This is a genomic window from Dolichospermum sp. FACHB-1091 (assembly GCF_014697585.1).
Taxonomy (GTDB): Bacteria; Cyanobacteriota; Cyanobacteriia; order Cyanobacteriales; family Nostocaceae; genus Dolichospermum.
Window position 1 is genome coordinate 54,973 of sequence record NZ_JACJSB010000014.1, and the last position, 25,689, is coordinate 80,661.

Genomic DNA, 25,689 nt, shown 5'->3' on the forward strand with positions numbered 1-25,689 from the left:
TAGATATTACAATCACTGTTGATATTCACCGAGAATCCTTAGATTTTCTTAAGCGCACCATGAAAAAACCATCCATATCCTGTTGGTGAGGCCAGACTTTCAACCAACCAGAAGTACCGCTATTAAATAACTCAAAAGGGTGCGGCTCTATTTGCCAATGGGGGTTTACCGCTAAAAATTCCGAAATTACCTGCTCATTCTCCTCTGGGTGTAATGTACAAGTTGCATAAACTAAAACGCCTCCAGCCTTGACAAAAGTTGCATTATGTGATAATAATTGTTTCTGTAATTGGCAAAGTTCTTGTACCGAACCAGGAGTTTGTCGCCAACGCGCATCTGCGTGTCTGTGCATAGTTCCCAAACCGGAACAAGGAGCATCAAGTAATACACAGTCAGCAGCTTGATAGAACTGTGGTAAATTGCGGCTATCTCCTATACAAGTATGAATAGATTGTAAATACAGACGTTGGGTATTTTCCTTTAACTTCCGTAAGCGGGAAGCAGTTTGATCACAAGCCCAAATTTTGCCCTTGTCTCCCATTAATTCCGCAATATGGGTGGTTTTTCCCCCCGGTGCTGCACAGGCATCAATTACCACATCACCAGGTGTAGGGTCAAGCAAATAACCAACTAACTGGGCGCTACTATCTTGGACAGTCCACCAACCTGCACAGAAACCGGGTAAATTTTGAATTGGGCCATTATTACCAATTAATCGTAAAGCTTGGGGTAAATTAGGAATAGATTTAACTAAAATACCAGCAGCTTCAAAAGCTGATTTTACCTCTTTTAAGGAACTACGCAGGATATTTATTCTTAAATCAATTGTCGGGGTTTGATTCATCCAGATACACAGTTTTTCTGTTTCTTCAAAACCCAATTGTGATAACCACACTTCAATTATCCAATTGGGAAAACTGTGTAAAATTCCCAATTTTTCTACCGGATTTTCTGGTAAAATTAAAGGTTCTAAAGATTTTTCTAAAAGTCGAAGATATTGACGTAATAAACCATTCACAAAACCAGTTAAACCAGGAAAACCATTTTCCTTGGCTAATTCAACAGTGGTATTTACAGCCGCAGAAACAGGGATTCTTTCCTGATACCGCAGTTGATAAAAACCCAGATGTAAAATTGTGCGGAGGTCTTTTGGTTGTTGTTGGTTTTTCTTGGTAGCAAGTTGGTCAATGATAGCATCTAAAGTGCGTTGTCTTCTCACACTACCATAAACTAATTCTGTCATTAACCGGCGATCGTTGTCCGGTAACTTAAACTTTTGTAATACCCGGTCTAGAGCCACATCAGTATAAGCTCCTTTATGTACTTCTTTGAGAGCGATAAATGCAACTTGTCGGGGGTTAGTCATGGAAGGTAATGAGATTTTTAACTGTAATATATGTATTTATCTATGATAGATAGATAACAGTTCCCATGCTCGTGAGGTACAAAATTCTTTAGTTTTAGGGAGGAGGAAAGAGGGAATAAAGAGGGAAGGGGTTAGGGGTTAGGTTTTTAGAGTGTTTTTGTCAAGATAATACCTATGAACTCAAAATCTCGAATAAAAAAATATTTTTGTATTTTTCCGTTTTTAGAGGTAGAAAGGGGTTGACATTTGATTTTAAATCTGTTATTATCATTTCGATAAGGAAGAATTATCTTGCTATAGATGGCAGATAGTATAGTAGTTATAATTTAGTCTTAACAAACTGGCTTTAACACGAAAGGATTAAGCCTGGCATCTGATATATTGTATATTAATACGGGATTGGTGCGGATCGAACGCACGGCCTAGCGCTTAGGAGGCGCTCGCTCTATCCAACTGAGCTACAACCCCAAGAGTGAACCAAATATTATCATAGCAGTATTTTCATTGAGACTGCCAATAATTATCCCAATCATCGCCACCAATTTCTAAACCGCACAGATTACTACTTGCATTCAGGATAACCTGAGATTTGCGGCCATTAACTTCTCGCAATTCTAAGTTTAGCTCTCCCTGCATGGTATCTCGACAACAGAAAGTTAAACCATTGGTTGTCGGAGCGCGGAGGGGAGTACCTGGTAACTGGGTAGTTCCGGTCAGTGTCACCTCATAATTTAGATTTTTGGCTTGCATTTGCCATCTACCCCAGGGCTGAATTTGCCATTTTACCTCTGAATTCCAGGGGACAAATTCATAAAATTTACCCTGGTAGTGAATACCAATCATAGCAACTGATTCCATCCACCATAATACACCGCGTTTGCCCCCACCAGCAGTTAAAGCTAAATCGGGTTGATTAATGAAAGAATTGCAATTTAGCCAAAACCATTTTTGGGGAAAAGCACCACCCCAGTTCTTTTCTGCGTATGCTGGCGCATTTGTAAATTCATATATTTTACCATGCCAGTCTATCCAACCACTAGCTAAACCATGAGCCATTAAAATTTGCCATCCAGGTTCAAATATCTGCGAAAATGATAACCAACCCGCTGTTGATTGCTGAAAACTATTTTGATTCCCCCAGCCATATATAGGTTTAATTGTATACTCCCATTTGCAATAATTGTCAGTGGCAGGATCTGTAATTATGCCTTGATTTAAAGTAGCTGTGGCTTGATAGCCTTGGGAAATATGCTGTGTAAATTCACTGGGAATAAGATAAAGAGGGGAAACTTGTAAGTTAGTTTTTCCCCAATGTCCTAATCCTAATACATCCCGACTCGCCCAAAATTTATTCACATCGGGAAAAGTGCGACAGAGGTACTCATCATTTATGCCCAGAATTTGGGCTGCACCGCCACTGTAGGGCTGATTACCCTGGGGGTCTTCGATGGAGTACATGAAGGCGATAGTTTGCCTAATTTCGGGTATTGTGACGCGGTAATACCAGCCTTCAAAAAAGCGTCGATTACTACCGTCCCAATGATAGCCGCTGTGGGGGGTTTGGGTGCAATTGAGGAGGTTTGTGGGAATACTGAACATAGATGCTGTTATTTTGCTGATTTTTGAGTATGGACAACGCGGAGACTTTGGATTAAGATCATTAAAGAAGCGATCGCCATTAATAGCCCCCAAAACCAATAAGGTAAAAACAAATACTGCTGCATTTGTCCTGTATCTGATAATCCTAACGGTCCTGCGGTATAACTGAATAAATAATCAAGTTGATGATAGGTACTTACACAAGCTTGCACACCTAGAAATTGAATCGCAAACCCTTGTACCCAAAGAGGTGTTTTTAAGGCGATTCCTAAAATCATAAAACCTAATAAGGGAATTGCGACAAAGCCAAACCAAGAACGCACCCAAATTAATGTAGACAGGAGTAAAAACCCGCCTAAAATTTTTAAACTCAAAGAAGTGGTTTTCAAACTACCAGAGGCGAAAATTAGACCTGCACCAGCAAGAGGTGGACCCATTGGACCAGCAGCAGCGACCAAGCCGATACCAAGATATCCCCATCTATTACCTAGAGTATAATGAGCTACACCAGAACCGTTGCCAAAGATTTCTAATTTTTGAAACTGTCCCCCTAAAATCAAGGCCATTAAACCGTGACCCATTTCATGAAACCAAGTTGCTAAAATAGAAAATGGGTATAAAATATAATTACCCATAGGTATTTGCCACAAAAAGACTGTGACTATACCCGCTGCGACTAACCAAGTTAACCCCATTTTTTCTACTTCTGTGGGAGTAAATAGAGGGTTGAAATTTTTAATGGGTTCTCTCATTATTGACTATCCTGCAAGTAAGTAAAAGTTTTGTACATGAAATCATTCAATTATATATATCGGGGAATACTAACTTTAAATATTGTTCCCTTGTTTAGTTTGCTTTCTAGGGTAATTTCCCCTTGATGTTGTTCAACGCATTTTTTGACTATTGCTAAACCTAAGCCCGTACCAGAAATACTACCAACATTAGAACCACGATAAAAAGAAGCAAATAAATTAACTTGATCTTCTTTAGGAATACCAATACCATAATCTTGAATTATAAAGATTACCTGTTTATCGGTGATATTCAAACTAAAATTAACTTGACTATTTTCAGGAGAATATTTCATTGCATTGGTGAGCAGATTTGTGAGAATTTGACGGATAATTTTTGGATCAAATTCCGTCAATAAGGTATCATCTAAAACTGGCTGGCTGCTATTTAAAGCAAACTCTATTATGTGACTGTAGCTAGTTCCTTGTATTTCTCTTATGAGACGACGACAAAAAGCAATAATATCTAATGTTTCTGGTTTAAATTCTATTTTCTCAGTTTCAACGCTATTGATCATCAGAACATCATCTAGTAGTTGAACAGTATATTTGATAGTTTTTTGGATTGTTTCTAGGTGTCCCTGTTTTTTTTCCGCGCTCAGACGATCGCTAAAAGTTTGTAAAATCCCTGTAGACGAGGAAATAATAGCTAATGGAGTGCGAAATTCATGGGAGGCCATGGAAATAAAACGTGATCGCATTGCGCTGATTTCTTTTTCTTGTGCGAGAGACTTTTGTAATTTCTCAAATAAATCTGCTTGTTGAATAGCTATTGATAATTGATTGGCTATTTGTTGCAATAATTCAGCTTCGGATTCTTCCCAAATACGTTTTTCACTACAAGCATGAACAACCAGCACTCCCCAAAGTTTATTATGAGGATGATTTACCCAGCGCCCGTTTTCATTTTCTACCAAATCCTGCAAAATGGGAGCGACAATTTTAGATTGAATATTTCCCTGTAGAGAATATTCTCTCAAGCAATCTGTCCAAATATCTTCCATCACATCGATAACAATGCGTGGTTTTCCTTGCCAATAGTATTCTAAAATATCTTGTGACCATTTTTCATCTTCCCAATAACTATCTTTAAAAGTCATATAACCGTTAGCAACAGATTCTTCCACAATTTGACTTTTACCATCAGGAAATAGACGGAAGACAATCACCCGATCAGCCTGAATTAATTCTTGCACTTTAGCAGTAATAGTAGTTAAAATATTATCTAAATTTAGGCTAGAGCGAATTTCTTCAGTGATCTCTTGAATGGCTTTTTGTCTTTGTAGTTGCAGGTAAATTTCAACTTCAGCTTGCTTTCTAATTATTAATTCTGAATGTACTTGTTCATATAGCATAGATTGTTGAATGGCGATCGCTAATTGGTTCGCTATTTGTTGGACAAGTTCAATTTCAAAATCTTGCCAGTGACGAGGTTGGGAACATTGATGAATACACAACAACCCCCATAAAGTTTTTCCCTGGATTAATGGTACAACTAAATTTGCTCTCACCTGAAATCGTGCTAAAATATCCCGATGACAATCTGCGAGTCCCGCATTGTCAATATCATCTACTATTTGCATTCTCCCTGCTGCATAGTCGGGAGAAAATCTTTCACCAAAACATTGATCATGCACTTTATTTTCTAGAGCAGATATAAACCCAGAAACTACAGATTCTGAGACAAATTCACCATAATTAAAATTACTGTCTGTATCAAATTTAAAAATTCCCACTCTATCAGCATTAATTAATTGTCGTATTTCTTCCGCAGCCGTATTAAAAATAGTACGTAAATCGAGGGACTGACGAATGCGTTGGGTTGTCTCTCTCAGTAAATATTCTCTTTCTGCTTGCTGCTTAATTTTTTGTTCTGCTTCTTTCAAATTCGTAATATCTCTATTCACCCCAATTACTCGTTCTGCTTTTCCTTGGGAATCACGCTTAATAATGCCGTAAGATTGCAGAACACGAATTTTACCATCTGGTAAAACTATTCTAAAATCCATCTCAAATTCCTCACCATCTTTGAGCTTATTTTTAATAATTTGATTAACTCTAATTGCATCCTCTGGATGTATTGATCTGTGCCAAATTTCCATACAATCCCCATACTCCGATGGTTTGACTCCATAGAGTTCATACATCTTCTTGTCCCAAATTGTATGATTATTGTGGATATCCCATTCCCAAATAGCAATTTTTGCAGCTTTGATTGCTAATTCTAAACGACTGGAGAGATTTTGTAGTTGGCTTGTGCGTTTCTGTACTATGGTCTCTAGTTTTTGATTAAATTGAGACAACTGATTTAAAGTTGCTTGTAATTCCTCTTCTTTTCGCACTAGTTGAGTGATATCAGTATTTGCACCAGATACTCGCAGAGCTTTTCCAGTTTCGTCCCGGAGAATATAACTTTTACAGTTGATGAAAATACAATATCCTTGTTTATGTTGCAGTCGAAACTTTAGCTCAATCAACTCTATATTTTTATCTTTTAATGCTTGATTTAATCTTTGATATATAGCATCTATATCCTCATGATGTATAAAATTATGCCAAAAGCTTTCAGATTTGAGATAAATTTCTTCATGTTTATAACCCAACATGGAAAACCAACGAGCAGAATAATAAATAGTATCTTCTAGAATATCCCAATCCCACCAAGCATCATTTGAACCTTTAAGAACTAGAGATAATCGTTCTTGCAGTTTTTCTGATTTTTGGAATAATTTAGATAATTTTTCCTCTGAATTTTTGCGAACAGTAATATCAACCATAGCTCCAATCACAACGTCAATCTCACCGTGATCATCTAAAACTACTTGATTGCGATCTTCAACCCAAATGTAATTACCATCTTTACGTCGCAGACGATATTCTGTGGACAAACAACTTTTGTGAGCTAGGTTTTTTTGAATCAAAGAATATAGTCTGTCTCGATCTTCTGGATGAACTATATCCATAAATTCAACTAAATTTCTCGGACATTCTGAATATGAGTAACCCAAAACTTCTTCCATATTCGCAGCCCAAACGGGAGCATCATTGAGTAAATTATATTCATACATAATTTGTCCACTAGCTGTACTTGCTAATTCATAGCGATTTTTCCATATTTTCAATTCTGCTAACTGTTGTTTAATTAATTCTTCTGCTTGTTGTCGTTGATGAATTTCAATTTGTGTCTGTTGATAAATATTTGCTTGTTGAATCGCAATTGCGACTCGCAGAGATATTTGTTGTACTAATTCGATTTCCTCAAGTTCCCAATTGTGGGGAATATCGCGGTAACTTGCTAACATTAGTCCCCAGAGTTGATTTTCAACAACTAACGGAGCTAATATTTTAGCGCGAATATCAAGGTCTTTTAACATCTGCTGATGACACTGAGTTATGGATTCACTGTCAATGTCATTAATTACCCGAATTTGCCCTTGACGGTACAGTTCAAGCCATTCTGCACTAATACAGGGATCATGTACTTCTTGATTCAGGACTGATTCTCCAGTAATTATCGCTTCAGCGATAACTTGACCACGAAGATCAGTAGTGAATTGGTAAACAATCACGCGATCGCAGTTTAATAGCGATCGCATTCCTACAACTGTCTTATTGAGAATCTCTTGTAAATCTAGAGATGAGTGAATTTGGGTAGCAATTTGATTAATTAATTTTTCCTGTTCTGCTTTTCTTCTCAGTTTAATAGTGCGCTCTTCTATTTGCTTTTCTAACTCAATAGTACGATTTCCTAGCAGTTGTATTTTCTCTGTTTCTAGTTGTAATACTTTTGCTTGTAACACTGCTGTTAGTTTATATAATTCCCAAGGATTAAGGGCTTCTAAAATACTGCTGTGGGTAACGATACCTACTAGTTCCCCTTGGCTTCCTGTCACTGCTAAACGCTGAATAAATCGCTGTTCCATTATTTGCTGCACATTCCACAGAGATTCATCAACAGTCACGCAGAAAACTGGTGTACTCATGACAGTTTGTGCTAAACAGGTGTCAAAATTCACGTTTAACGCTTTAAGCTGTACAATATCATGCTCTGTCACCATACCCAGAGGAATTGTTAAAGATGCTTGTGTTTCTACAATCATCACCGAACTGACTTGATTTTCTGTCATTAAGCGAGCGATCGCTAATATAGAAACATTAGCAGGCGCACATAAGACATTGGTAGTCATGACCTCATGAACCAACCGCAAGCGCAACAAGTCTACAGGCCGAAGTATCTGCCGTAAACTTTCGTAAGTCAGGAGTCCCACCAGTTGATTTTCCTCATCAACTAGTGGTAAATGACGAATGCGGTGGTGTTGAAGGAGATTTAGGGTAAAAAACAGGTCTGTAAATTTTGACTCCTGCAAGGTGATTACAGGATGAGTCATAACCTCACGGAGGGCTAAATTTTCCAGGTTGGGTTTTTGGGCGCTGATTTCAACCACATCTTGTTCCGTAAAGATGCCTACTGGACGATTATTTTCCACAATTAGGACACAACTGGAACGGGCTTGAATTTGTAAATGTTCTAGATGGTTATCAGTGGTTTGGGGAACAGAACAAACTGCTTGTACGGTCATCAACAGGGGGTTTCCCCCTATTCCACTAATTTGGACTACAGCTTCTCCAACCGTTGTATCGGCAGTTGCGACTAACGGGTTATAAATAATAGCTGACTTTAGTTCCGTCGCACTGATAGCATTTACAGGTATCAACATTCAAGTATATCTATTTTGTATAGTTAAGTTTATCTACTAATTTTACAATACTTTGACAGAAATTAAGTACAAGGAATGAACTAAGCTGTACTGCATTTAATTTGTATAAGTATGGCAGGCAAGATGCCCACCCCACAAGATCTAGCCATTTTATGATTATACAACTTAGGTGCGTAACAGCTTATGATTTACAAAGACCGTTCTATAAAACCTACTCAAATCTACTTTGAGCCTGGTTACAGAAAAATGGTGGGTTCAAAGCCTCTCTTATAATAAAAGCTTTTCCTTTTCCCTCTCCTCTTAAATAGGATAGAAGTATTGAGTATATATTTTGACTCTTTAATTCATCCTCTAACTTCCAAAGGTAAGAAAATTGTTAACACTTCGCCATTTTGAGGCCGTTGACGGACAATTAACTTACCACCAATTGCTTGAAATAAATGCTTAGTTGCAGTCATATTTAAACTGATTGTCCCTGTTTCTGGTTGGAAAATCAATAATTGACCTAAGGACTTACGAATTGGTGGTGTTATTGTGTAACTTTGATCTTGACAATTAAACTGAGGCGATAATTGTAACTTTAGTTGATCACCAGCGGTCATTACTTGAACGTGAATACAACTACCGGGGGGTAGACTGCGGGTAAAATTCTCCATTAAACCCGTGAGTACCCGGTCTAGCATAGCAGGATTACTAACCACCGTTGGCAGTTGCTTGGGTAAAACTACATTTAAAGTTAAATTACGGCGATTTGCCGCTTGTTGCCAACGGGGAATACTTTGATTTAACACCTGATCCAAACACATCGGTGTTAGTTGGCTATGAGCAGCCTTGGAAAATTTTGAACCTAACGGTTGTGATGAATCTTCTAATTCTGCCGCCTTAAATAATAACTCCATGCGGTCAATTTGATCAGTACATTCATGATCAATAACTTCCAAGCGACTGATAACATTTAGAGGTAAATCCTGGCGTTTTAATAGCAACCGCGTCATCATCCGAATTGTTGTTAACGGAGTGCGAACCTCATGGGCAAAGGCTTGTAGTAATTCTACGTCAGGACGAGATGGATCTTTTGTCGGTGGAGTAGGTGAAGGAACAGGCGATAAAGTATGGGTAATTTGTGGATTACTTCCTGGGATAGTTAATTCCTGAAGTAATAACTTGCTAAATTGAAAGATAGTGTGATAGTCCGGTGCAACTAAGGGATAATTTTGCACTTTAGTATCTAAATCAGCAAACAATTCTGGATTAGTTAAAACTACCCTAGCGCCTAAAGATTGCCAAGCCTGTTGCACTACTTCGGGTTCAAAGGAAAATAAAAACTCTTTTTGACCATTTTCATGGTCGGACAAAACCAGTGCCAATCTAAATTTATCTGTGAATACTAAACAAAACTGTTCTGCTGCCAGAGGATCAGCCGGCAATAAAGGTAAAATAGACTCTTGGAAAATGGGAAGATTGGGAGTAATGGTTTCTATATTATTATTTATATTATTTATATTATTTGTATTATTTATATTCTGGGAGATTTCTGAAGGTATGATGAACGGCATCAAAGCCAAAGGGTTAAAGGGTTTTGCTGTAAAAGTTATGGTTTGTAACTGTTGTGTTAGTTCTGCGTGACCAAATAAGGGTGCTGGTGCGGCCAATACTAAACCTGGAGTAGTACAGGGTAAAGTCGTCCCCAAGGACTTGAAAAAACCCAATAGCAGGTTTTCCGTGGCTGCGAGACTGACACGCCATTGCTGTTCGGCCTTAGCCGTGGAACAGTCAGCCATAGAAGACTGACTTGCAGATAAAACTTCATTCAGACTTGGTAAAATCCATTTGTACACAGGTTTTCACCCCCTTGATTGCAGATTAGCTAAAAGTGGTTAAGTAAGGTAGATATTACCGACACCCCATAGTTATGAGGTTATAATTATTAGTGTGAAGAAAAAAGTCGTACAACCGAACAATTAAGGTGGAATTTCCTCAATTTTTAACTTTCAAGCCAAGAAGGAGAGGGATTGTTCAGCCAGCCCTAAGTAGGGCTGGATAAAGCTAAAACCGTTTATTAATAAGGGTTTCACGGATTTTTAGAACGAAAAAGTGCCAGGTTTTGGCTTATGGTATCTCAAAACAGTTACATTTTTCCTTGTCGGATCTGGGAAATCGAGGATATCCAGATAACTGAAACTGTTAAGAGTTCCCTAGCCTCACAGACAACTTTTTCAGCCAGCCCTAAGTAAAAATACTTTGCAGTTTCTAGTTGCCAGGGTAGTGTTAATGAGTGGCTTGTTGGATTAAAGTATCTAATGACTGTTGCATTTTAGTTTTGACCAACTCATAACATTCATTAACATAAGTGCGATCACTTGCTGCTTCTTTTCCATAGCGTGTAAAGACTATAGGCGGACAAACCCTAGTATGGATAGATACGGGTAAAGGAATATTAGGTAACGGACCAAAAGCCAATCCCCAAGGTAGTCCCAGGTAAATAGGGAAAACTAAAGGATCAACGCCAAACAACCAAGGTATCCCCATGTTATGGATTTTCTGCATGATATCATATATATCAGCCAAAACAATCAGGGTATCATGGGACCCCCAAGAAATAGCCGGAACAATAGGAACATTTTCCCGCAGGGCCAATTTAATAAACCCCCGACGTTCAGCAAAGTAAATTTTATCTCGCATTACATGGGGTCGAAAGACATCCTCAGCACCACCAGGATAAACTAAGACACTAGCACCGGACCGCAAAGCCCTATAGGCCATTTTGGGATGCGCTCTGACCGCACCAGCTTTCATGGCCATTTCTGCCGCAGGTGGAAATACATCCCAAACTTTGGGGTGCATTAAACCGTAAATCTGTCTTTCTACACCAAAGCGACGTAACCAGTCATATAACATCATTGATGTATCTGGAGATGCAAGTCCGCCATTATGAGAACCGACAATGAGAATTTTTTCATCTGGGACATTTTCCCAACCGCTGGTTTGGACTCGAAAGTAGAAGTTGTATAACAAGCCCAATATGGGCATCATGGACTCGATGAACTTTGGATCTCGTTGATCCAATGACCACCCTGTATTAGCACTTTGAAGATGTTGCAGTTTTAACATCAGAAAATTTTATCGGGATTTATACGGATGAAACAATCCGTTGTTTTGCAGTTTTATCTAGCCTAACGTAAGTCCCATATTTCACAAAAACAATAAAAATAACAATTTTAGTTTTGCCACCTTGATAACTGCTGTGCAGTAGGTATAACAGACGTACTCCGATTTTTCTCCAGGTCATTTGCAGCAAATATACTCAACGCAAGATTATGAGAGTCTCAAGTTTTGGCAACAAATTGGACTCCTAACATGATATTGGTATTACAGTGACTCAATTTCTATGATAAGTTCACAAATGTTATGGGTTGTCCAACGCTATTAATAGCAGAGATAGCAGCCTACTACAGTCATCCTGTAGAAGGATTGTTTTTTGTCTAACCAACTCTTAATTACCTATGAATAGCATCCGACTCCACTGGAGTTAGACGGTATGAAGGTAATTATGTTTCAACTATTTTCGGTGATGCCAAAATTTTGCCAACAATAATTAATGCTAATAGCTATTAGCAAAGACAAATCACCCATCAGTCATGAACAGTATAGAAATTTAGTATCGCTATCAAAACTTGTGTTAATGATCAAAATCTTGAAGGGGAAATATGTTTAGAAGACTAATTGGGGTTGTTGTGGTTACTATTTTGCTGACATTGCAGGTGCTTGTCGGTAGTGCAACAGCGGTAGAACTAGATGAAGCTACCCGCACAGTACCATTAAATGCCCAAGGCGATACCGTTGTCCTCAGTTTAAAACAGGTCAAAGAAGGCAAACGATTATTTAATTTCGCTTGCGCTCAATGTCATGCGGGTGGAGTTACTAAAACTAATCAAAACGTGGGACTTGAACCAGAAGCTTTAGCAGGTGCCTTACCCAACCGTAATAATATTGAAGGTTTGGTGGACTATATGAAAAATCCCACCACCTATGATGGTGTAACGGAAATTTCTGAAATTCACCCCAGTATCAAGAGTGCGGATACTTTCCCAGTCATGCGAAATCTCACTGATGAAGACTTGAAAGCAATTGCTGGACATATTCTCTTACAACCAAAAGTTGTTGGTATTAAATGGGGCGGTGGTAAGATATATTACTAAATCACTCTAATACAGTTAAATAAAGAATAATACGGCTTGTGTGAATTAGGTGTTAAAACCTTGATAATTACTGAATTATTGTTTTAGGTAGCCCTGGAAACCCTAACAAAATAGCAAGAGTTGTTAAGTCACATAAGGCGTATAATAAAAAGCAAGGGCAAGGTAATTTTGCCCTTATTTTTTGCAAAAATAATCAGAAGATGTTTTAAAACATCCTCTAAAATCCCGCAATTGGATCTGGTTGAGATTTGAGGTAAGTGAGAAAACTCCTTAATTCTTCTTCACTGAGCAGAGAACGTCCTCGTTTACCGTAGGTTTTCACCAGATGATCTTTTCCCTTTTCGGGTGTCCAGCCTAACCGCTCGATTTCTACGTCCGTTTGGGCAATGACATCAGATAAATTTACCGGTTCGTTGTGTCTCTTCCTTTTACCGACTGCAGACTCTACACTAGTATCCTCCTCAGGGATATAATTACGAGGAGTAAAGGGTGTAACATTACCAAAGGAGACTTCTGACAAGGGTTGATACTCTGGTTCTTGGGTCGAAAATATTTCTGGTTTTGCAACTTTAGTATCAATATTTTCTGCTGGTAATGGTGGTGTATGTGTAGGTGTGTTAGTGAAGGAATGAACAGGGCTTGATTCATCTAAACTCGATTTCATTTGTGGTGGAGCAACCGATGATGAGATAGATTTTGTGACTTCTGCCGGTACATTTTTGATCCCCAACACCGTTAAAGCTCGATTCCTGGCTTGGTCTTCTGCTGCTTCTACTGTTTCTGCTCCTGCGATCCCCGTTGCACGGGTAATACCTTCGAGTTGTATACTGACACGGACGATATATTTCCCTTGGAAAATTTCTATTAGTTCTGAGATAATACTGCCGTTGGGATACAAGTTCTGGAATTGCGCCAACATCATACTTTCAACCATTTTTATCTTAACTACCAAAAATAACACACCTTGTCTAGATAGTGATAGGACTTACGCACAAGTCACGGAATAATGAACCACGTTCGCGGAGCGTCCCGTCAGGGATAGGAACGAAGAGAACGAAGAAAAGAGGGTTTGAGAGATATTTTGCGTAAGTCCTGAGTGACTAGCTACATAAATTTCCCTCTACAGTTTCAAACCTTTAAATGCTATACTAATTACCCAACTAGATACAGCCGCTTTCAGACATTAGCAGTAAAACCCTTTAGCCACAAGCCTTTGTGATTCAAACTTGTACCTCATTGACTTGCAATATGCTGTATCTAGAAGTATTTTCTTAAGAAGTGTGATCTAAATCTACAATAAGAAAGATAAGGTTCGCCCTAATTGCTTGTGTTTTGCTGCTTACCTGATTGTTACTGATTCTACATGATGGGAGAATTGGGTTTATCAGCAGTTTCTACTAGTTAATACATGGCTGCCACCCTATGCTGTCCGATACCGATGGCGTGAAATTACCTTACCGTAGGTAAACAGGGGCTTAAAGCCACAAATCACGCCCAGGATCTCAACAATTAACATCTGTGGTTAAGACAGTCTATAGTTTATGGGTGATATGGAGAGTTCTTCAAACTAAGTCTCTCACAAACCCGTTACTTAATTACTGAGTCGTTAATCATGGACTAAAGAGATATTTAACTCAGAAGTTCATGGTAAAAATTGTTGAGATCAAGGCCAAATTGACACAAACAAACTCTGAAATTGTTGTGCTGTGAGAAGTCAGAGCAGGGGATTTCTCCTACCGTAACCGCAACTATGGTTAAGGCCATACTGTGCTATCGGCGGCCTTACTTTCTCTATGAAACACTAAGTGCTAGGGGGTAATTCGTATCCCGCCTTTGGCGGGCAGGCATCAAATTACCCCTACACTGTGAGGGGAGACAGTAAAGAACTCCCCTCCAAATGTTGAATTCGACAAAAAATGATGTTTTGACCAAAGGTCGGTTCACTGCATGGAATTTTCAATCGCTACACTTCTTGCCAATTTCACAGATGATAAATTGGTGGCTCGTAAGGTTCTAGAAAAGAAACTAGGTTGTGAGGATGAAGAAAGTCTAGAAAAACTACAAATTACTTTGGATGTCCTGGAAAAAATCGGGTTGTTGGTTAAGGAACGGGGGAAATACCGCCGCATCACCGAAGAAGGCTTAATTGAAGCAAAACTACGCTGTTCCAGCAAAGGCTTTTGCTTTGCCATCCAAGATAGCGAAGGCTCGGAGGATATTTACATCCGCGAAAGTCATTTGAGTAATGCCTGGAATGGCGACCGTGTTTTAGTTAGGGTTCTCAAGGAAGGTAGTCGTCGGCGCTCACCAGAGGGTGAGGTCAAGTTGATTATGGAACGATCTAATCACACTTTACTAGCCAGAATCAAGCAGGTAGATGACGGTTTTCGGGCTGTTCCTTTAGACGACAGATTGCTGTTTGAATTGAAACTACAACTCAATAGCATGAAGTTAGAAGAAGCGATTGATCACTTAGCTCACGTGGAAATCCTCCGCTATCCCCTAGCACAATATCCCCCCTTGGGGAGAGTGGTGCAAATCCTGGGTAGTGATGCCGAAGCCGCAGCCGATATAGATTTGGTAACTTGTAAACATGATTTATCCCGCACTTTCCCAGATCATGTCCTTGATGCAGCATCCAAGTTACCCAAGAGACTCCTGAAAGCAGACCTGAAAAATCGTCTAGATTTACGTTATGTTTTTACTTTCACCATCAAAACTGTCAACGGTGATGAGTCTGTATTTGAAAATGCCTTCGGTGTGGAAAAAACTAGCCCCGATCATTGGCGATTACTATTTCACATTACGGATGTTTCTCACTATATTCAACCAGATGAAGCCCTAGACAGGGAAGCACTCAAGCGCGGTAAGTCGGTGTATTTGGGAGAATTGTTACTACCAATGTTGCCACCAGTGGTAAAGGAACGGTGTTCTTTAGTCCCTGGTAGCGATCGCCTGAGTATGACTTTCATAATTACCATTAACCCCCAATCGGGAGCAGTGGTAGAATGGGAGATTCACGAGAGTGTGATCAACGTAGACTACGAGCTTAATCAAATAGAATTACATGACATTCTCTCAGGTAAAGTTACTAAAGTATCCGCCCAAGCACAAGAGCAATTACAAGACCTACAAACCTTGGCTGCTGCTATTAAACAGGCGCGTCTAAATCGTGGTAGCTTACAGTTGAATCTCCCACCCGCTCATAATCCTTACTATGATGAAGGGGCATTGGGATCTGTTGTAGTTAATGACTTACCTGAGCGATCGCTAATAACTGAGTTGGTAATATTAGTTAATCAACTGATGGCCGATCACTTGAGCGCTCTGGGAGTTCCTTGTCTTTGGCGAGTCCAAGGCACACCTGACCCGGAAGATGTACAGGAAATGCTCAAACTAGCGGTTAATTTGGGTGTGGAATTAGGACTAGATCCAGAATTGGAAATCCAACCCCTAGATTATCAACACTTAACGGCTGCTTTTGCTGATTCTCCTTCGGAGCAAGTTCTCACCTATTTATTACAGGACACACTCAAACCCTCTGTCTACAGCACTACTAAAAGTTCTCACTTTGGACTGGCTTTGTCCCAATATGTTCACGTTACCGCCCCCTTGCGTCGTTACCCAGATATTCTTCTGCAACGGGTGTATCATAACTTACTGGAATATGGGCGCGATCGTCGGAATACCCGCGTTAAAGAACGGATTAACCTGCGCCATTCTAATTGTCACGAAGAAATTAATTGGAATGTTCTCCCTCCAGAACTACAACAAGAACTTCAAAGTGACTTAACCAGAGTTCTAGTACAGATTAACGACCGGGAAAAAGAAGTTCAAGAAGCTGAAGCCGATTTAGCCGGACTACAAAAAGCCTCATTAATGAAACAACGTATTGGGGAAATATTTCCCGGAGTGATTACTGGTGTTCAATCCTACGGCTTTTTTGTGGAAATTGAAGTACCAACAGAACCGCCCAAAGAAGACAACTTAGCTAATACCTTACGGGTAGAAGGACTGGTTCACGTCAGTTCCCTGAAAGACGATTGGTATGAATATCGCGCTAGACAACAGGCTTTATTTGGGCGGAAAAATCGCGCTTCCTACCGACTGGGCGATAGCTGTATGGTGCAAGTCAAGAGTGTTGATTATTACCGCCAACAAATTGATTTAGTTACCGTTGGTGCTGATGGTTTACCCAAAAGTACGGGCGCAAATACGACCAATGACGATGCAGCAGATATTGATCCACCAAATCAAACGGCATCCTTTGACCCGGAACTTGATGATCAGGAATAGTCCGTTGTCCGTTACCGTAAACTAATGACTACTGACAGATGACCAATGACCACCGACCACTGACTAATGACCAATAACACCAAACCTTTAATCCTGGGCGTAACAGGGGCATCTGGTCTAATTTACGCCGTTCGATCCCTCAAATTCCTCTTAGCAGCAGAATATCAAATTGAATTAGTGGCTTCTAAATCAACTTACACAGTTTGGCAAGCTGAACAGGAAATCCGAATGCCAGGAGAACCAGATAAACAAGAGCAATTCTGGCGAGAACAAGCGGAAGTTCCCCAAAAAGGTAAACTCCGTTGTCATCCTTGGAGTGACGTTGGTGCCAGTATCGCCAGTGGTTCTTTTCGCACTTTGGGCATGATCATTATTCCTTGTAGTATGAGTACAGTTGCCAAACTTGCGGTCGGACTAAGTTCCGACTTACTAGAACGAGCCGCAGACGTACAAATTAAGGAAGGACGTAAACTGGTAATTGTCCCCAGAGAAACTCCTTTTAGCTTAATTCACCTGCGTAACTTAACCACCCTAGCAGAAACAGGCGTGAGAATTGTTCCCGCTATTCCCGCTTGGTATCACAATCCTCAAACTATTGAGGATTTGGTCGATTTTGTGGTTGCTCGTGCCTTAGATCAGTTGGATATTGATTGTATTCCTATACAACGATGGCAAGGTCATTTGTAGTCAGTAAAAATTAAAAATTAAAAATTAAAAATTGAGTTATTCTATTTTTAATTTTTAATTCTGTTTTTAGTAAACTACGGCATATCAACCCAGATCAAGATGGATGAATTTGATCAACTTTATGATTTATTTGCTGTGACTCTAATTCCGCAAATCTATGATTTTTAAGGTGGAAGTGGTTGATGTTCTGCGATTTTCCCCTAAGGTATTTTTAACTCCTACTTGAATTTTAAAATTTTTTATGGATGTAATTCGCTTAATTATCTTGGTGACAACAATCTTATGGCTAATAATCATATTAGTTCAAAATTTTGGGCGATCGCTGCCCCTAGTATTTTTGGGAATGCAAAGTCAATCATTACCATTAGGATTGTGGGTTTTATTGAGTATAATCGCTGGTGTTTTTACATCTTTAGTAATTACTAGGTTATTAAAATTTGCTGCTGATTTGAACTTACAAGAACAACAATCTATACCCAAATCGCCACCGACCACTGCCCAGCGTGTTAAACAAAATACTCCACCCCCCAGCAGTCCCCCCCAACCTCCCGCAAGTCAATTTAATGATCAAGATGATTGGAATACAAATCAAGATCAAGATGATTGGGATGATGGTGAAAATTTAGAATCAACAAGTAATTCCCGAACTAGTTCCGTTTATTCCTACAGTTCCCAAGAACCTAAAAATACTGCTGTCGGTAAAACCGAGGCGATTTATGATGCTGATTATCGGGTAATTATTCCTCCCTATAAAGAACCGAGCAAAAATCAAGCAGATGATGACGATTGGGATTTTTTTGAAGATGATGATTTTGAGGATAAGGACGAAAATAAACCGCCTAAACGCTAATTTACAGCAATTTTAATGTACTTATACCACACTTTTGTTTTTATATTCCTTTCTTCCTTTGCGCCTTTGCGCCTTTGCGTGAGACTTTAAAATGTAGTTTATTTACCTAAAAATCACTGTAAGACTCTTAAAAAGAGATTTCCTTTCTTCCTTCTTCATGCCATGAAGCGTATTTGCGGTTGATTTAATCCTTATATTTATGATGTAGATTACGGCTATAATTACCAAAATTAATCAAAAAAAGCCATAATAATTAATAATTTAACAGGAGAAAAAGACTGGTGACTAATTTATTAAAAGGTGTTAACCTCTACTTAATTGGGATGATGGGAGTTGGGAAAACAACGGTAGGAAAGTTACTCGCACAGGAAATCGGTTATAGATTTGTTGATACAGATGAAATCATAGTTAAAGCAGCGGGTAAATCTATCAATGAAATATTTACCGAAAATGGTGAAGATGATTTTCGTCAATTGGAAAGTGATGTTTTAGCTCAAGTCTGTGCCTATACTAAGTTAATTGTAGCTACTGGTGGCGGTATTGTCATGCAGCAGCAAAACTGGGGTTATCTTCATCATGGTTTGGTAGTTTGGTTAGATGTACCAATACAAATAATATTAGAGCGCTTGGCAGAAGATAATACAAGACCATTGTTACAAAATGCCGATCCTCATGGTAAATTAAGCTTGCTTTTAGAACAACGTCAACATAAGTATTCCCAAGCTGATTTACATATTACCATTACTGCTGACGAAACACCAGCAGAAATTGCCACCCGTATCCTAACAACAATTCCCAGTATTTTGAAAAAGCAATAATTCCTGCTGGAAATAATCACAATTTGTATGTATTTGTACACCCGTATCTGATTCTGGCGATAAAAAGGCAGAGAAAGCGGGTAATTTCTTATCAAAAGAAAGATGTAAAATTGCCATATCAAGAGTTGAATAGAATTTATATTCTCTAGTCATCCTCTGTGGATAAAATCTATGACTATATTTTCTCTTGATGAACTCAAAAATTTAGTCCAAAATCCTCAGTATCCCTGCGTTTCTCTGTATCTACCAATGGAAAGATTGGGAGGAGAAACACGACAAAATCCCATTCGGTTTAAAAATTTAATTCGGGAAGCGGAAAAACGCTTAGATGAAATGGGTTTACGTCCTACGGAGTCGGTAAATTTGCTCAAACCAGCGATGGAATTAGATAATATTGGTTTTTGGGAAAATCAAAATCAGGGATTGGTAATTTTTAGTTCCCCCAATCTATTTCGTTACTATTGTTTACCAATTTCCTTTCCCCAATTGGCAATTGTTGGTAAGAATTTTCATATCAAACCTTTACTAGAACTGATTAATAATGATGGAAAGTTCTATATTTTGGCCTTGAGTCAAAATCATGTTAAATTTTACGCAGGAACGCGCTATAAGCTGGATGAAATAGCAGTAGAAAATATGCCGCAAAATCTAGAAGAAACACTTCTAGAAGATGAATTTCAAAAAGGTGTACAGCACAGAATTGGTACACCTAGAAGTGTAAGTTATGCCGCTCAACAACCGGGTTCTGTCCATGGACAGGGTAGTTCAGATCGGGAAAAACATGAGCGAGAGATTTTAAATTTTTGTTATGCTGTTGATACTGCATTACATGAAACTTTACGAGATGAAAAAGCCCCTTTAATATTAGCAGGAGTAGATTATTTATTACCAATTTACCAAAAGGCTAATACTTATCCACATTTTTTAGAAACAGGTATTACCGGGAATGTGGAATTGATGAAAACCGAAGAATTAAATCGTGCAGCTTGGGAAATTGTTTCTCCTTTATTTCAACAGGAATATGAAGATATAATGGCTGTTTATCTGCAATTAGCAGGGGAAGAAAGTACCAAGATTACCAATGACATAAAAACAATTATTCCGGCTGCATATTATCAAAGAGTTGATACCTTGTTTGTGCCTCTAAAACAACATATATGGGGTAAATTTGATTTACCAAATGCCACAGTTGAGTTACACCCAGAACCAGCGCCAGATGATGAAGATATGTTAGATTTTGCCGCGATTCACACCATATTAAATGGTGGTAGAGTTTATACTCTTGAACCGGAAGCAATGCCTAGCGGAGTCAAAGTAGCGGCTATTTGCCGATATTAATTTAATATTAATCTCTAGTGGTGTGTTTTCTTTAGTAGACAACGCACCTTTTCAAATTCTATATTTTGCATTTAATAAGTATTTGTCAAGATATATTACCAGTGAAAATTATACAAGTTAAATCTACAAAAATTTATCAATATCTTCAAAATAGTGATTAACTACATAAAAACATTTAATATAGTTTTGAGAATTTTTTAGCAAGCTAATAACATGATGGTAATTTAAACTAGCTTAAAATAAAGCAATGCAATTGATAACAGCGATTTTTTTCTAAAAAAAGCTCTAATTCTCCTGATTATGCCAGATTTTAACTATTAAAAAAGTGGGAATTTTCGTGTCTTCAATCAGACGAAGTATGTGATACAAATCAGAGCGTAATGATTTACACCCAAAATTATGACCCTGGAAACAAATCTAGATCAAGTAAAAGACATTGCCAAAAAGGCTGCCATTTGGGCTTACCCCATTGTGGAAAACTACCGAAGTATCTATAAGTTGACAATTGACAGCAATGACCAACCTGGTGCTTACAAAGGACCAATGAACCAAATACATTCATTAGAGAATGTAGCTACTCCGGATGATAAGGTAATTATCACTCCTAACTCGGATACCCCTTATTCATATTTAATTATGGATCTACGTACCGAGCCTTTAGTGGTAACAATGCCTGACATTACTTCTTTTGCTGGAGATAATGGAGAGGATCGTTACTACTCCCTGCAACTTGTTGATCTCTATACCTTCAACTTTGGCTATCTCGGTACTCGGATTGATATAGATACTCAGCGTGACCCAATAAATCGCGGCGGTAAGTACATAATAGCAGGTCCAGACTGGAGCGAAGAAGAATCCGAAAAAATCACTAGCATTTTGAAATCGGAGACAAATCCCGAAGGAATAATAGATGAAATTATTAAATCGGAAACAAATTTGGTTTTCTCGCTATTCCGTACACAGCTTTTCAATCCTGACCCTGTCACAGGTGATATAAAGCTGGTGAACGAAATTCAGAAGAAATATAAGGTTGAAACCTTGAGTGAGTTTATCCAACGAACTACACCGGAGTCTGCACCGAATATCTTGTATCCTTTTATCCCTCATAGCGGTCCTGAGAATGGTGAGAAATTAGACCCGAATTTCTTTCAATATGTGAATTTCTTGCTTCAATTTTGCCCCACGCATCCGACCGAAGTAGAATTACGCGAGCAATTTAAGACAATTGGAGTTGGAGAGGATTTTCCAACATTTCCGCCAGAAGGTGTTAGTGCAGAATGGGTGAACGCGCTCAACGAGGGTTCAGAAGCCGGAATGAAAAAGATTGTCGAAACAGCACACAATATGAACACATCTCTGGGAATATTCGGAACGCGAGAAGCCGTCATGGCCAATGTGGATGGTGAAGAGGAAGGTTATGGTTATCTCAAGCGAGCAATGGGCGCGTTCATGGGTATTTATGGAAACTCAGACGCGGAGGCATTATACCCTGCCTACCTAAAGGACAGTCAAGGGCATCCACTTGATGCTAGTAACCACAATTACGAGTTAGTGCTTCCAGTAGAAATGCCTGTAAAAGCATTCTGGTCTGTTACCATGTACCATGCCGACACGAAATTTTTGGTTGCAAACGAGCCGCTGAATCGTTACTTAATTAATTCATCAATGAAACTCACAACAAATGAGGATCAGGAAACTATCACTCTATACCTACAGAACGAATCACCCGGAGAGGAAAAAGAATCAAATTGGCTACCAGCACCGAACGGATCGATGTTTGTTGTCATGCGTCTCTACCTGCCACAAGATGAGGTAGTCAGTGGCATTTGGAAACCCCCAGTAATAACTGGTTATCCTAAATAAAACATTGAGATAGTCGTATTTTCCTCGTTCCTAGTCTCTGACTGGGAATGTACTTGATGCTTTATAAATCAATAAATTGTTTCCTCGCTGCTGCTAAAATTAATCGTTGTTCAGCACGAGCGATCGCTTTATAAGTCTTTTCTACAGCTTCCAGTTCTACAGAAATAGAAGTAATTCCCCATGCTATTAACTTATCAATTATTTCTGGATAAAGTACGGGAGCTTGACCACAGATAGAACAGGGAATACCCCCATCTTTAGCCATTTGAATTAATTGAGATATTGCTTTCATCACTACTGGATGACTTTCATCAAATATTGTTGCAAATTTTCCCTGTTCTCGATCTACTCCTAATAATAATTGAGTTAAATCATTTGTGCCAATGGAAATACCCATCACACCAGCTTTAATATATTCGGGTAATAGAAACAGTATACTAGGAACTTCTGCCATGATCCATAATTGAAACTGATGGTTTTTCATTAACCCAGATTCGGCAACTTTATGACGACAAAATACAAATTCTTCCACAGTGCGGACAAAAGGTAATAGCAAATTAATATTTCTATAACCAGATGCTTGAACTATCGCTAAAGCTTGTAATTCCAATTCAAAAATCGCCGGATACTGCATATAATTAAAAACACCCCTCTCACTGAGAATTGATGACTGTGATAAGGGGGAATCTGCACTCAATGATGTTAAATTATAGGCTGGTAGATCTAAAGAACGATAAAAAATAGGTCTAGGTAAAAAAGCGCGAGCAAACTCCATAATTTGCTCAGATAATAACTCTAATAATTCCTTTTGTCTGCCTTCTAGTAACCATTCTTGAGGGTGTTTTCCCTTGAGAATATTTAATATCATTAATTCCGAACGTAATAATCCCACACCATCTACAGGTAAACTTTGTACTTGTTTAATTAATTGAGGTTGACTTAAATTTACCATTAACTTAGTGGCAATTATTGGTAAATTTGTAAATTGATGATCTGATATTTTCTCATCATCCATTGTTTTTTCCACCTCCGCAATCGGCAAATTTTCCTCTTCTTCTGTAAGACGATATATTTCTCCTTTGTCACCGTCTAGTAATAATTTTTCACCTGATTGTAAAATATTCGTCGCGCCCGTGGCACTAATCACCGCAGGAATATTTAATTCTCTGGCTAAAATTGCACCATGACTAGTTAACCCACCTTGTTCAGTAACAATACCAGCAACACCTCGTAATAATGGTAAATAATCAGGAGTAATAACTGATGTAATCAGAATTACGCCCTGGGGAACTTGTAGGGATTTTTGTGCTGAATTGAGAATATAAGCATTAGCAATAATTCTGCCCCTAGCTGCCCCAATACCTTGAATAAATTGGATATTCGGTTTTATCGGTTGGGGAACAGTAACCTCTGTAATATAGATTTTAGAAGCTAAATATGAAGGGACAAGTTTCCATTTTATAGTTAAAGTTGTACCCAGTTCACCAACTAGGCGATTTCCTAAAAAAATTAATTCCTGTAAGTATTCTTCAGGTAAAGCATATTCTTGTTGTTGAGATTCTGGCAAAAGATAAGCCGGTAAACAATTATGATTTGATATTTGTAATTCTTCACCGGCTAAATGTGTGCCATGATCAAGACCATAAGCCAAAATTTTATTACCCAATTGTCTTTCTAGTACCACCCCGGTTTGGGGTTCTATGTAGTAAACATCTGGTAATACTTCACCATTACTAATTGCTAAACAATCACCCCAAGTAGCTTCAATATCATAAGCCAAGGGGTTAATATTCAGAACACCAGAGGCAATGCAAGAATCAACTGGTTGTACTAATACTCCTAAATTAATTTGTGGTAAAGTAATACCCATACTCCGCCAATATAGTAAACTTCTAGCACGGAATAATTGACTGTAAAGTAACTTTAAAGCTGCGCCAATTTCCGCTTCTTCACAAGGACAAAATACCGAATCTAATAATCCGGACACATTTTTCATCTCTTGATTAGTTGATATTGCCAGACTGGGACGCAAAATTAAACTCCTTCCTGGCCATTGTTTAGCATCTGCAAAAATTGTCCTTAGCCAATGAGGTGGGACACTGGCCGAGATAATTTCCTGACGCAAACGGCCAGCTACCTGCTGAAGTTGTCGCCAATTGTTTACGTCTAAGTGCAGAGAAGAATGGGGTAAATCAGCAATTAAAGACTCTGAACTGTTGAGATTTTCTAGGAATTGCTTTAAAACATCCGCTGCTACCACAAAACCAGGGAGAACAGGATAACCACGTTGTTGAATTTTGCTTAAGTAAAACGCCTGAACGCCGACTTTAGCGCGGTCTTGCAGTGTGATTTTGTCAAGCCAATAGAGTTTATCCACTCAATTCATTAGGTGTCAGTTTATAAGTACCACGACATAATTAATTACATACTGGTTATTTACCAATTTTTTGCTAGTGAGGGATTTCAACCCAGATTTTTGTGTAATTAATTTTGTCCGATTACTTATGGTAATTCTGTTTTACCTTAAATTTGTTAAATATTATTGATTAAATACTTTTTGTTACTATACTACCAATTACTATGGGAAATGAACTATATTTTGTCTTTCGCTCCGCATATTTCACCGTTGAACTATTTAACACCTACAGAACTTGATAAATCCTTATTATATTACCAGCAGTGATTGGTTGAATACCGGGCTGCGTCTGTGTTTCGCCTTGTTTATTGGGGCTATAATTGGTCTGGAAAGGCAAATTAAAAACAAGCCGGCTGGTTTAAGAACCCATATGCTAGTTAGTTTGGGTTCATCTGTGTTTACTTTAATCGCTATACAAACAGGTGGAACACAACTTAGTGCTGATGCTATTAGTCGTGTAGTTCAAGGTATCGCTGCTGGAGTAGGATTTTTAGGCGCTGGAGAGATTTTGCGTCAATCTTCCCAAACATCAAAATCTCCAGAAGTTCACGGATTAACTTCTGCTGCTGCAATTTGGGTATCCGCTGCTTTGGGAATTGCTGCTGGGTGTGGTTTATGGCAATTAGGATTAATAGGCGCTATTTTAACTGTAATTATTCTACACATTTTTAAAAGACTGGAAAAATTTTATTAGTCAGTGGTCAGTGGTCAGTGGTCAGTTGACAATGACCACTAACTAATAACTAAT

Annotated in this window: 16 protein-coding genes and 1 tRNA gene; 8 read left to right on the forward strand and 9 right to left on the reverse strand. The window is 38.7% G+C overall.

Annotation, left to right across the window (positions count from 1 at the left end; translation table 11 throughout):
• Nucleotides 1-25: 25 nt before the first annotated feature.
• The 7 genes from H6G25_RS10840 to H6G25_RS10870 all read right to left on the reverse strand — a co-directional run bounded on the left by H6G25_RS10840 (nt 26) and on the right by H6G25_RS10870 (nt 11,585).
• Nucleotides 26-1,366 (reverse strand): 16S rRNA (cytosine(967)-C(5))-methyltransferase, encoded by a 1,341-nt coding sequence (locus H6G25_RS10840; protein WP_190392482.1) that lies wholly within the window; start codon nt 1,364-1,366, stop codon nt 26-28.
• Nucleotides 1,367-1,760: 394 nt separating this feature from the next.
• Nucleotides 1,761-1,834: transfer RNA gene (locus H6G25_RS10845), tRNA-Arg, on the reverse strand.
• A gap of 33 nt (nt 1,835-1,867) precedes the next feature.
• Entirely contained in the window at nt 1,868-2,965 is a 1,098-nt protein-coding gene (locus H6G25_RS10850) for a tocopherol cyclase family protein (protein WP_190392483.1), read from the reverse strand.
• A gap of 8 nt (nt 2,966-2,973) precedes the next feature.
• The gene (locus tag H6G25_RS10855) at nt 2,974-3,717 is read right to left on the reverse strand and encodes a M50 family metallopeptidase (RefSeq protein WP_190392484.1); all 744 of its coding nucleotides are present in this window, start codon (nt 3,715-3,717) and stop codon (nt 2,974-2,976) included.
• Between the two features lie 50 nt (nt 3,718-3,767).
• The gene (locus tag H6G25_RS10860; RefSeq protein ID WP_190392485.1) at nt 3,768-8,474 is read right to left on the reverse strand and encodes a GAF domain-containing protein; all 4,707 of its coding nucleotides are present in this window, start codon (nt 8,472-8,474) and stop codon (nt 3,768-3,770) included.
• Nucleotides 8,475-8,818: 344 nt separating this feature from the next.
• Nucleotides 8,819-10,312: a HAMP domain-containing histidine kinase gene (locus H6G25_RS10865; protein WP_190392486.1), complete on the reverse strand. Its 1,494-nt coding sequence runs from the start codon at nt 10,310-10,312 to the stop codon at nt 8,819-8,821.
• Between the two features lie 430 nt (nt 10,313-10,742).
• The gene (locus H6G25_RS10870; protein WP_190392487.1) at nt 10,743-11,585 is read right to left on the reverse strand and encodes a lysophospholipid acyltransferase family protein; all 843 of its coding nucleotides are present in this window, start codon (nt 11,583-11,585) and stop codon (nt 10,743-10,745) included.
• Between the two features lie 596 nt (nt 11,586-12,181).
• Here H6G25_RS10870 and psbV point away from each other — a divergent pair.
• The gene (gene psbV, locus H6G25_RS10875; protein WP_190392488.1) at nt 12,182-12,673 is read left to right on the forward strand and encodes a photosystem II cytochrome c-550; all 492 of its coding nucleotides are present in this window, start codon (nt 12,182-12,184) and stop codon (nt 12,671-12,673) included.
• Nucleotides 12,674-12,890: 217 nt separating this feature from the next.
• Here the strand turns inward: psbV and H6G25_RS10880 are convergent, their stop codons facing one another.
• Entirely contained in the window at nt 12,891-13,592 is a 702-nt protein-coding gene (locus H6G25_RS10880; protein ID WP_190392531.1) for a hypothetical protein, read from the reverse strand.
• Nucleotides 13,593-14,620: 1,028 nt separating this feature from the next.
• On the opposite strand from H6G25_RS10880, the gene H6G25_RS10885 reads away from it, so the two are divergent.
• The 6 genes from H6G25_RS10885 (at nt 14,621) to H6G25_RS10910 (ending at nt 22,525) form a co-directional block, all read left to right on the forward strand.
• Nucleotides 14,621-16,969, forward strand: a complete 2,349-nt coding sequence (locus H6G25_RS10885) for a ribonuclease R family protein (RefSeq protein WP_190392489.1) — start codon at nt 14,621-14,623, stop codon at nt 16,967-16,969.
• A 66-nt stretch (nt 16,970-17,035) separates the two neighbouring features.
• Nucleotides 17,036-17,656, forward strand: a complete 621-nt coding sequence (locus H6G25_RS10890) for a flavin prenyltransferase UbiX (RefSeq protein WP_190392490.1) — start codon at nt 17,036-17,038, stop codon at nt 17,654-17,656.
• A gap of 241 nt (nt 17,657-17,897) precedes the next feature.
• A complete protein-coding gene (locus H6G25_RS10895; protein WP_190392491.1) occupies nt 17,898-18,506 on the forward strand; it encodes a LapA family protein in 609 nt (202 codons plus the stop codon).
• Between the two features lie 281 nt (nt 18,507-18,787).
• Nucleotides 18,788-19,324 (forward strand): shikimate kinase, encoded by a 537-nt coding sequence (locus H6G25_RS10900; RefSeq protein ID WP_190392492.1) that lies wholly within the window; start codon nt 18,788-18,790, stop codon nt 19,322-19,324.
• A gap of 171 nt (nt 19,325-19,495) precedes the next feature.
• Nucleotides 19,496-20,662 carry a hypothetical protein gene (locus H6G25_RS10905; RefSeq protein WP_190392493.1) on the forward strand — a complete coding sequence of 389 codons (1,167 nt, stop codon included), beginning with the start codon at nt 19,496-19,498 and terminating at the stop codon, nt 20,660-20,662.
• Between the two features lie 399 nt (nt 20,663-21,061).
• Nucleotides 21,062-22,525 (forward strand): DUF1254 domain-containing protein, encoded by a 1,464-nt coding sequence (locus H6G25_RS10910; RefSeq protein ID WP_190392494.1) that lies wholly within the window; start codon nt 21,062-21,064, stop codon nt 22,523-22,525.
• A 61-nt stretch (nt 22,526-22,586) separates the two neighbouring features.
• On the opposite strand, the gene H6G25_RS10915 is transcribed toward H6G25_RS10910, so the two are convergent.
• Nucleotides 22,587-24,902: a putative PEP-binding protein gene (locus tag H6G25_RS10915; RefSeq protein ID WP_190392495.1), complete on the reverse strand. Its 2,316-nt coding sequence runs from the start codon at nt 24,900-24,902 to the stop codon at nt 22,587-22,589.
• A gap of 274 nt (nt 24,903-25,176) precedes the next feature.
• Between H6G25_RS10915 and H6G25_RS10920 the strand changes: the two genes are divergently transcribed.
• Nucleotides 25,177-25,635: an MgtC/SapB family protein gene (locus H6G25_RS10920; RefSeq protein WP_190392496.1), complete on the forward strand. Its 459-nt coding sequence runs from the start codon at nt 25,177-25,179 to the stop codon at nt 25,633-25,635.
• Nucleotides 25,636-25,689 lie beyond the last annotated feature (54 nt).

Coding starts and splice junctions, on each gene's coding strand:
- H6G25_RS10840 (WP_190392482.1), bottom strand. CDS start 1,366: ATGACTAACCCCCGACAAGTTGCATTTATCGCTCTCAAAGAAGTACAT.
- H6G25_RS10850 (WP_190392483.1), bottom strand. CDS start 2,965: ATGTTCAGTATTCCCACAAACCTCCTCAATTGCACCCAAACCCCCCAC.
- H6G25_RS10855 (WP_190392484.1), bottom strand. CDS start 3,717: ATGAGAGAACCCATTAAAAATTTCAACCCTCTATTTACTCCCACAGAA.
- H6G25_RS10860 (WP_190392485.1), bottom strand. CDS start 8,474: ATGTTGATACCTGTAAATGCTATCAGTGCGACGGAACTAAAGTCAGCT.
- H6G25_RS10870 (WP_190392487.1), bottom strand. CDS start 11,585: ATGTTAAAACTGCAACATCTTCAAAGTGCTAATACAGGGTGGTCATTG.
- psbV (WP_190392488.1), top strand. CDS start 12,182: ATGTTTAGAAGACTAATTGGGGTTGTTGTGGTTACTATTTTGCTGACA.
- H6G25_RS10880 (WP_190392531.1), bottom strand. CDS start 13,592: ATGTTGGCGCAATTCCAGAACTTGTATCCCAACGGCAGTATTATCTCA.
- H6G25_RS10885 (WP_190392489.1), top strand. CDS start 14,621: ATGGAATTTTCAATCGCTACACTTCTTGCCAATTTCACAGATGATAAA.
- H6G25_RS10890 (WP_190392490.1), top strand. CDS start 17,036: ATGACCAATAACACCAAACCTTTAATCCTGGGCGTAACAGGGGCATCT.
- H6G25_RS10895 (WP_190392491.1), top strand. CDS start 17,898: ATGGATGTAATTCGCTTAATTATCTTGGTGACAACAATCTTATGGCTA.
- H6G25_RS10905 (WP_190392493.1), top strand. CDS start 19,496: ATGACTATATTTTCTCTTGATGAACTCAAAAATTTAGTCCAAAATCCT.
- H6G25_RS10910 (WP_190392494.1), top strand. CDS start 21,062: ATGACCCTGGAAACAAATCTAGATCAAGTAAAAGACATTGCCAAAAAG.